Genomic DNA, 7467 nt, shown 5'->3' with positions numbered 1-7467 from the left:
CTAAATAGAAAAAAGGTGAATTTGAGCTCACTCAAATTCACCTTTTTTATTTTTGAGGCTAGTTATGTCCCAGCCTCCTTTTGTTTATACGGCAAATCTTCTTCTATAGTAGTTGTTTGTAGGTCAATATATCTTTTTCCAGCTTCATCGCTGATTTTATTTTATAGCTTAATTAGCATAATAGAATTTTGCAGTAACTGAACCATCTTCATTTTCCACAATGTCTGTTACATGAATGCCACTATCTGCTGGTGTAGAATTAAATCCTTTCCAGAAGTAATATGAACCAGTGTGTACATTTTTAGAATTAGGTGTTATTTCATCACCAGTTTTAAAGAAATCAGCTGCTTCACCACTATTATTATCTTTCTCAAGATCATATTTTCCGTCAGCTTGAAGTACTGATAAACCATAATGCGTAATTGGTGCACCTTCGATGAACTCTACTTGATTTTCTTGGAAACGCTTATTCTTCCAGTTTTCAACGTTATTTGGCCTGTTTACTGGATCTGCTTCCCTAATTACATTTTCATCAACATGCCATATAACTAGACCACTAGCGTCCTCACCCATTCTATTAAACCCTTCATTAAACCCTTGTTGCTGTACATTTTCAATTAAGAAATATTCTGTTCCATTAGAACCTGGAACTGCCATTTTAACTACGTCAGGTGACTCATTAATAGGTTGTAAAGTAATTTCCTGTACGCCATCTTCTGGTGTTACTTCAATTGGATCAACCCACCCTAAGAATACTTTAGATAGTGGATCAAAATGTGCTGGTGAGTTACCAGAGTATTGCGGAGCATTAGGGTATCTATTCCAAGATCCACCTGCCATAAGTGTGAACTGTCCTGCACCTCTTGAAGTATAATCTGTATCATAAAAATCTGGTAAACCTAAAGCATGTCCGAACTCATGGGCAAATACACCTGGTTGTGCAGGATATGGACCAGTAACAAACTCCTCACTGTAACTTCCAGTTGATTCATCGTACCCAGCAACATTTCCACCGATTTCTGGTTCTACTGTGTAGTTATTTACTACGACACCATCGTAAACTAAACTTGGAGTAATGTCATTCATGAATTGATCGATCTCTTCATCAGTTACATTTCCATCTTGATCTACGTCAGCTGCAGGAAAGCCAGTTTCATAATACTTACCCCAGTAAGCTGCTGAAAGCACATTCCATTTATGAGACCAAATTTGAGCAGGATCAGTACTAAATTCTGCTCCAGTTCCTTCATGAACGACAAAGATATTCGGCACTTCACCATCTACAGCATATTTAGAGAAATCAATTTTCTCATCAGCAGTTTGCAATAAATCAATTAATAACTCACCAATTCTAGCATCTCCATTTACATTCCCGTGTACGAATGCATCACTTTGTTCCAAATAATAAGAAGCTTCTTTAGGGAGGGTAATCCATCCGATATCTGTCATGTCATCGTACGTTGTTAACGTTACTTTCCCATAGCTTGCTTCTTTATATAAATTTGCCATCGTTCGGTTTGTAGGAGCTTTAATACCTTCAAACTCTTCGTATTGTTTAAACCTATCGATCTCATACGGATTGTATTGCTCTCCAAACACTAAATCATTCAAGTAACTAGCAGGTACTCGGTCTTCAGGCGCACCCAAAGCTGTATCTGGAAATTCAGCCAATAGGACTAACATAGGAATTTCATCATCTGTAAATTGATAGTCAAAGCCCTCATGTCCAGGTTGTTCAAATTTATTTCCACGGTTTAACTCTTTATTTGCTGGATCAATTTTCTCCAACTTAACTCCATTTTTTTTCGCACGATCAGCGAGCTCAGGTGCAACAGAAACATATTCTGCTAGATTAATTTTAAGAGATTCGTTGTCAACGTCTGCCTTTGGTGACTCAAGCAGATGAGTTCCAGCTAAAGTTCCACCTACTAGCGTAGCTGATAAAACGAGTGAAGATATTTTTTTAAACATATTTTTCCTCCTTGTTTATTAATATACAAATGAGAGATACACAGCAACACAACAGCAAAGTTCCCCTCATATTGCTTTTTACTTATTAAGTAGTAAAGAAAGCCAAATTGTTAATGGCTACTCTCAAACAACTCCAAAATAGATGTTACCCGATAGAGATAGTTGGTATTATACAATCAAAATAACTATAATTTTTTGATTAGACCTTATTTACCCCCCTTTATTTTCTGTATATTATAAATTTAATAATATTACAAAAACTTAAAAATTTCTATAATTCAAATAAAAACACGACAATATAGCTATAATTTTGGCATAATTACGAAAAAAACGAGCTATTTTATCAAAAAATGTAGTTATTATTGATAAATATCAAACTTTCTTACTATATCAATATATATAATATTATGTTTAGATTTAACCAACCGAAGAGGCTCTTTTCGTAAATTTTGTTATTAAAAAGAAGTCCTAAGTGATTTTCATAAGCTGTATCCATGTTTATTTATTAATAAGAAAAACCCCAATAAATGCGAAAACAGCTAAGAAAAATACAAACTAGTCGTTTATGGTGTAAATTGTAATTATATATAAAAAAAAGCCTATCATAATAAAGATAGACCTAAAAAACAGCTTCAACTTGCTAGTATTATTTTTAGCAATTATTTCTTACAGCTACTCTATTTTTTATATTTTTTTGACCCTAACAAAAGCAATAATGTGATTAAAGTAAAAGCAACTAAAGCTAAAAAAGGAATCGTAATAAAGCCAAACCAATTAATATACTCATTACTACAAGGAACACCGTTAACACATGGCTTTATTCCACCAAAACCAGGTATCTTCTGTTCTAAATAATGTAGAAGAGAAATACAAAATCCTAAAATTGACATCGGAAGAACAAATTTTTTTACACTTATATCATTTTGATAAGTACCGATACCTAATATTAGAGTTAGTGGGTACATTAATATTCGTTGATACCAACACAGCTCACAAGGAATAAACTCTCTAATCTCACTAAAATATAGACTTCCAAAGGTCGCTATTAAAGAAACTAGCCATGCACCATATAGGAAGAATTGACCGCTACCTTCTCTACTGGAATCCTTCATCATTTAATTGTCCTCTAGTTGTTGTTCTATTAATTTCTTTATTGCATCATAATCCATAGGATTGTCCATCATAACCCCGTTTATAATAACCGATGGAGTCATTTCAACTTCATATTCTTTCACTAAATTATCGTCAATACTTACTTCATCCATTGTTGACTTTTCAATTAAATCATTCTCTAATTGTTGTAAGTCGATATTTGTTGTGGCTTCGGCAACTTCAAGAATTTTCTCTATCGTAACCCATTGTCCTACATGCTCTTCAGGTTGTTCACTAAACAATTTCTTATGAAAATCCCAGTATGCTTGTGGGTCATTCTTATATACTTCTTCGGCAGCAAGTGAAGCTAGAATTGATTCTTCCCCATGGAATAACACATTTACATAAGATAATTTTACTAAACCCGTATCAATATAATCCTTCTTTAATTCTGGGTAAATATACTCTCCCCAGCTCTTACAAGCCGGACACAAAAAATCTCCAAACTCAACAATAGAAACTGGTGCATCAGCATGTCCTATAGTAGGTTGATTCTCAATAGGTGGGTGTGAAGCCATATCACTACCAGGTTTTTGACTCTCTTTATTTACTATAATAAGTAAAGATATCAAGGCAATAATTATTAAAGGAAGTGCTATTAGAAATTTTGATGATTGATTTTTACTGCGTTTCATATGTCACCTCTCAAAGTTATTAATAGACTCTGGAATAATAGAAATCTATCATTAAAGAAACACCACTATTTATCTTAACATGGGCGAACAGAAAAAGTGTTTTTAAAAGAGATACTTTTATTACATTTTTTCATTTAATGCTATATAATTACTACCTTTTTTCATAAAATTCTTACCCTAAACTTTGTTGCTGTATTCTTCACAAAATTAAACCTTAATAATGACTATTAAATCATTGTTAAGGTTTAATAGCGAAGAACAGAAGCCGTAAACTCTTCATGAAGACGTGTAAATAATATCAATCAATGAGAAAACAGCTATTCTTAAAGAATTCCATGTTATATAACATCTGCTAAACTACAATTTTATAACTATTCACTACTATATTTCAAACAACAGTGCTGTTTCGAATCACAATTACTTCTTCTTTTATTTTGAAAATAGAATGATAATAACCGCTAAAATTGCAGGAGTTCCTTGCTTAATAAAAATTCCTTTATTTGCTGTCAGGGCTCCAAATATCGAAGCAATTATCACACAAATTAAGAAGAAAAGCTGAATCATAATTTTACTTGAATCTGGAACAAAAAATAGTCCCCAGATCAAGCCAGCTGCTAGAAACCCATTATACAAACCCTGATTAGCAAATAAAATTTTCACCTTTGGAATTTCGAGTACATCTTTTGTCACTCCAAAAGCTTTTTGGGCTGTTCTACTTGTCGAAAAAAACATCTCAAGAAGCATGATATATATGTGCTCAAAAGCTACAATCAAAACAAAAATAATTGCCAATAATTCCATACATACACTCCTTTTACATATTATCCAATATTTCCTTTTCATTATAGTGCCACACTAACAATAAAAAAAGACAATTCTATGAATTAATACAGTTAAGCACCATGATCTATATATAGCCATGGATTGTTGCTGGACCAAACGAGAAGAGTCTATTTCCCCTCGTCATGAATAAAAGATCAACTGAACCTTATAAAAACTTTATCTAATGATAAAAAAGTCATGAACGCGATATATACTTATGTCTTAAGAGGAAAATTATCAATCAATGTGAAAACATCCTGTGAAAAAGATTGATGATAAAAGAAAACATGGAGTCCATAAGTGACGTTCAAGTAAAGTCTTCATTTCAGAGAAACGAAGTTTATCTTGATTGAGAAATAGAAGACTTTGTTTCAAATTTCTCACCGGATGAGTCCTTTGAAATAAAGAAAATAGCAATTAAAACAAACAACATCCCAAACAAATGTGACACTAAAAGCTCTTCTTTTAAAATTAGAAAGGAAAGGATTACAGAACTGAATGGAATTACACTTGTTAAAACTCCAGCTGAGCTTGCAGGAACTGTTGATAAACCTTGATACATTAAGAGAAAAGCAAGTACCGTTACAACGATTCCAAAATATAAAATATTCATCCAATCCATTATACCAACACTTGAAAAGTCAAATTCTTTAGCTTCATAAATTGCAAATGGTAAAAACATCATAAGACCAAAAATACTCATCAACGTTGATATTGTAAGGGGTGTGAACCTATTAGATACAGATTTCCCTATTGTAATAAACAATGTTTCACCCAATACTGTTCCAAATATTAAAAGGTTTCCTAATAATGAATTGACGGTACCTAATTCCCCATCTATAAGATTAATCAACAATACGCCTAATACTGCAAAAATAATCCCCAACCCTTTTGTTCTTGACAGTCTTTCTTTTAAGAATAAAAAAGATACTAAGCCTATCACTGCTGGGAGAGTGCTTGTTATGATCCCTGCTTCAATTGCAGTCGTATATTTTAAACCGTATAGCATAAAAATATTAAACAAAAATACTCCTGTAAATGCTTGAAAAAATAGAATGAATAAGTCTTTTAATCTAATAGATGGAAATTGTTTTTCTTGTAGCAATAAAAATGGAACCAGAATGATTGTTGCAACAAGAAATCGTAATTCCGATGCTAAAAAAACTGGAAAACTTGAAATAATAAGTTTCCCAAAAACCACTGAGCTTCCCACAATTGCCATAGCTAAGAAAATCTTTGTATATGCCAATATCGATGGATTCATTGCACATTCTCCTTGTTTTAAAACTATTATTACAACGACAAACGTTGTCACTTTTTATTACTTTTACATCAATTAACATTTTTATGAATTTTATATGGGACTAATAACACATAAGTATATTACCTTCCATATTTACTAATGGAATTATGAAATTCCTCTAATATAACCCTCAAAAATTCATTTAGAATTTCAAATTTACATTGAAAATCTAATTAAAATAGAAAATGACTTCCCTCTCGTCTGTTTACGGAAAGTGCAGTTTCTCCCAATAAAAGCAATTTTCTTATATATAACTTTGTACCCTGATCAACTCTACTCAACTAAACTCACCTCTTATCATATGAATTAAACTTATATTATCATATTTTTTGAAAAATCACTTTTTTTACTTTGTTAGAATACGCCTATGAATCATTACATAAGGTGGGAAAAAAATTATTCAACACTTTTATAAACAGTCACCATTTACATAGGGGTCGCTATTATACACTTACAAATGAGGTTAGATATGATTCCTTGCGTGTACAATAATGCCTGCAATTAAAGGTAACAAAAAAGACGCTTTTCATTACAGAAATGCGTCAGCGATTTTTTGACAATATAACAAAATTGTACCGGTGGTATAGCTTAAATACTATTGCAGAAAGAAAAAACTCCCTGCAATAGTTAATAGTTATTTTCTCTTTTGAAAATTTCCTACTACAACTCCGGTTAAAATTAAGATTCCTCCAATAAAGAAACTAATATTTAGTTCTTCACTTAATAAAACCCACCCTAATAAAGAACCTACTATTGGTTGAAATAAGAAAAATAATGAACCGACCCCAGCATCCATGATTTCCATACCTTTGTTCCAAAGAAAAAAAGCTCCTGCTGTTGAAACTAACCCAAGGTACGTAATACCCAAAATGATTAAACTGCTTTGAACAAATACGTCATATACTTGAAGTTCCCATAACATGACGGGTGTTGTAAAAATAAATGCAAATAGTATGGAATAAGTTGTAATAAACAATGTTGAATAGCGTTGAGATGCAATTTTCACATAAACTGAAAGTACTGCCCATGTAATTGCAGCTCCTACTAAAATTATGACACCAAGTAGATAGGTATCGAAAGTGATATCTATTCCAATAACCACAACAACTCCACAGGTTGCCAGAAGCAGTGCCATAACTTTTACAATTGTTAACCTCTCTTTTAATACAAACTTTGCAAAGATGATAGTAAAGGCAGGTGTAACTGAAGTAATTAGTGCTCCTGTATGTGCATCAGCTAATTTTGTACCAATAAATTGAAAAGCAATAGATACAAAATATCCTATAAAACCAATCCAGCCTAGTAATAACCAATCCCTTTTCTTAATTTTTACTTCATTTCTCTTTTTCACTCTACATGTTTTTAAAATTGTAACTAAAAAAGCAAAGCCAATCATATATCGCAACCACATTAAGGTGAATGGTGGAACAAATTCTAATACATATTTGCTTACAACATACATCCCACCCCAAATACTTGCGGCTAAAGATAAACATGTCGCTCCAAGTAAGTTTTGTTTCATATTTATAAATACCTCCATCTTTATATAGGAAATTTGAAAAAAATATTTCCCCTAAGATGAGG

6 protein-coding genes are annotated in these 7467 nt (G+C 32.3%); all 6 read right to left on the bottom strand.

Features of this window, described 5'->3' with window-relative positions; all coding sequences use genetic code 11:
* Window positions 1–168 precede the first annotated feature (168 nt).
* The 6 genes from JM172_RS21105 to JM172_RS21080 all read right to left on the bottom strand — a co-directional run bounded on the left by JM172_RS21105 (window position 169) and on the right by JM172_RS21080 (window position 7405).
* Window positions 169–1971 carry a M6 family metalloprotease domain-containing protein gene (locus tag JM172_RS21105; RefSeq protein ID WP_214484339.1) on the bottom strand — a complete coding sequence of 601 codons (1803 nt, stop codon included), beginning with the start codon at window positions 1969–1971 and terminating at the stop codon, window positions 169–171.
* Between the two features lie 677 nt (window positions 1972–2648).
* On the bottom strand, window positions 2649–3086 hold the full coding sequence (locus JM172_RS21100; protein WP_483297272.1) for a disulfide oxidoreductase: 438 nt from the start codon (window positions 3084–3086) through the stop codon (window positions 2649–2651).
* Complete coding sequence (locus JM172_RS21095; RefSeq protein ID WP_214484338.1) at window positions 3087–3758, bottom strand: DsbA family protein; 672 nt, start codon at window positions 3756–3758, stop codon at window positions 3087–3089.
* Window positions 3759–4187: 429 nt separating this feature from the next.
* Window positions 4188–4559: a DUF1304 domain-containing protein gene (locus tag JM172_RS21090; RefSeq protein WP_214484337.1), complete on the bottom strand. Its 372-nt coding sequence runs from the start codon at window positions 4557–4559 to the stop codon at window positions 4188–4190.
* Window positions 4560–4920: 361 nt separating this feature from the next.
* Window positions 4921–5844, bottom strand: a complete 924-nt coding sequence (locus tag JM172_RS21085) for a DMT family transporter (protein ID WP_214484336.1) — start codon at window positions 5842–5844, stop codon at window positions 4921–4923.
* Between the two features lie 673 nt (window positions 5845–6517).
* Window positions 6518–7405, bottom strand: a complete 888-nt coding sequence (locus JM172_RS21080) for a DMT family transporter (protein ID WP_214484335.1) — start codon at window positions 7403–7405, stop codon at window positions 6518–6520.
* Window positions 7406–7467 lie beyond the last annotated feature (62 nt).

The organism is Bacillus sp. SM2101 (assembly GCF_018588585.1).
GTDB lineage: Bacteria > Bacillota > Bacilli > Bacillales > SM2101 > Nanhaiella > Nanhaiella sioensis.
Note: the sequence above shows the minus strand (reverse complement) of the source record. Positions and strands in the feature narration are given on the sequence as shown.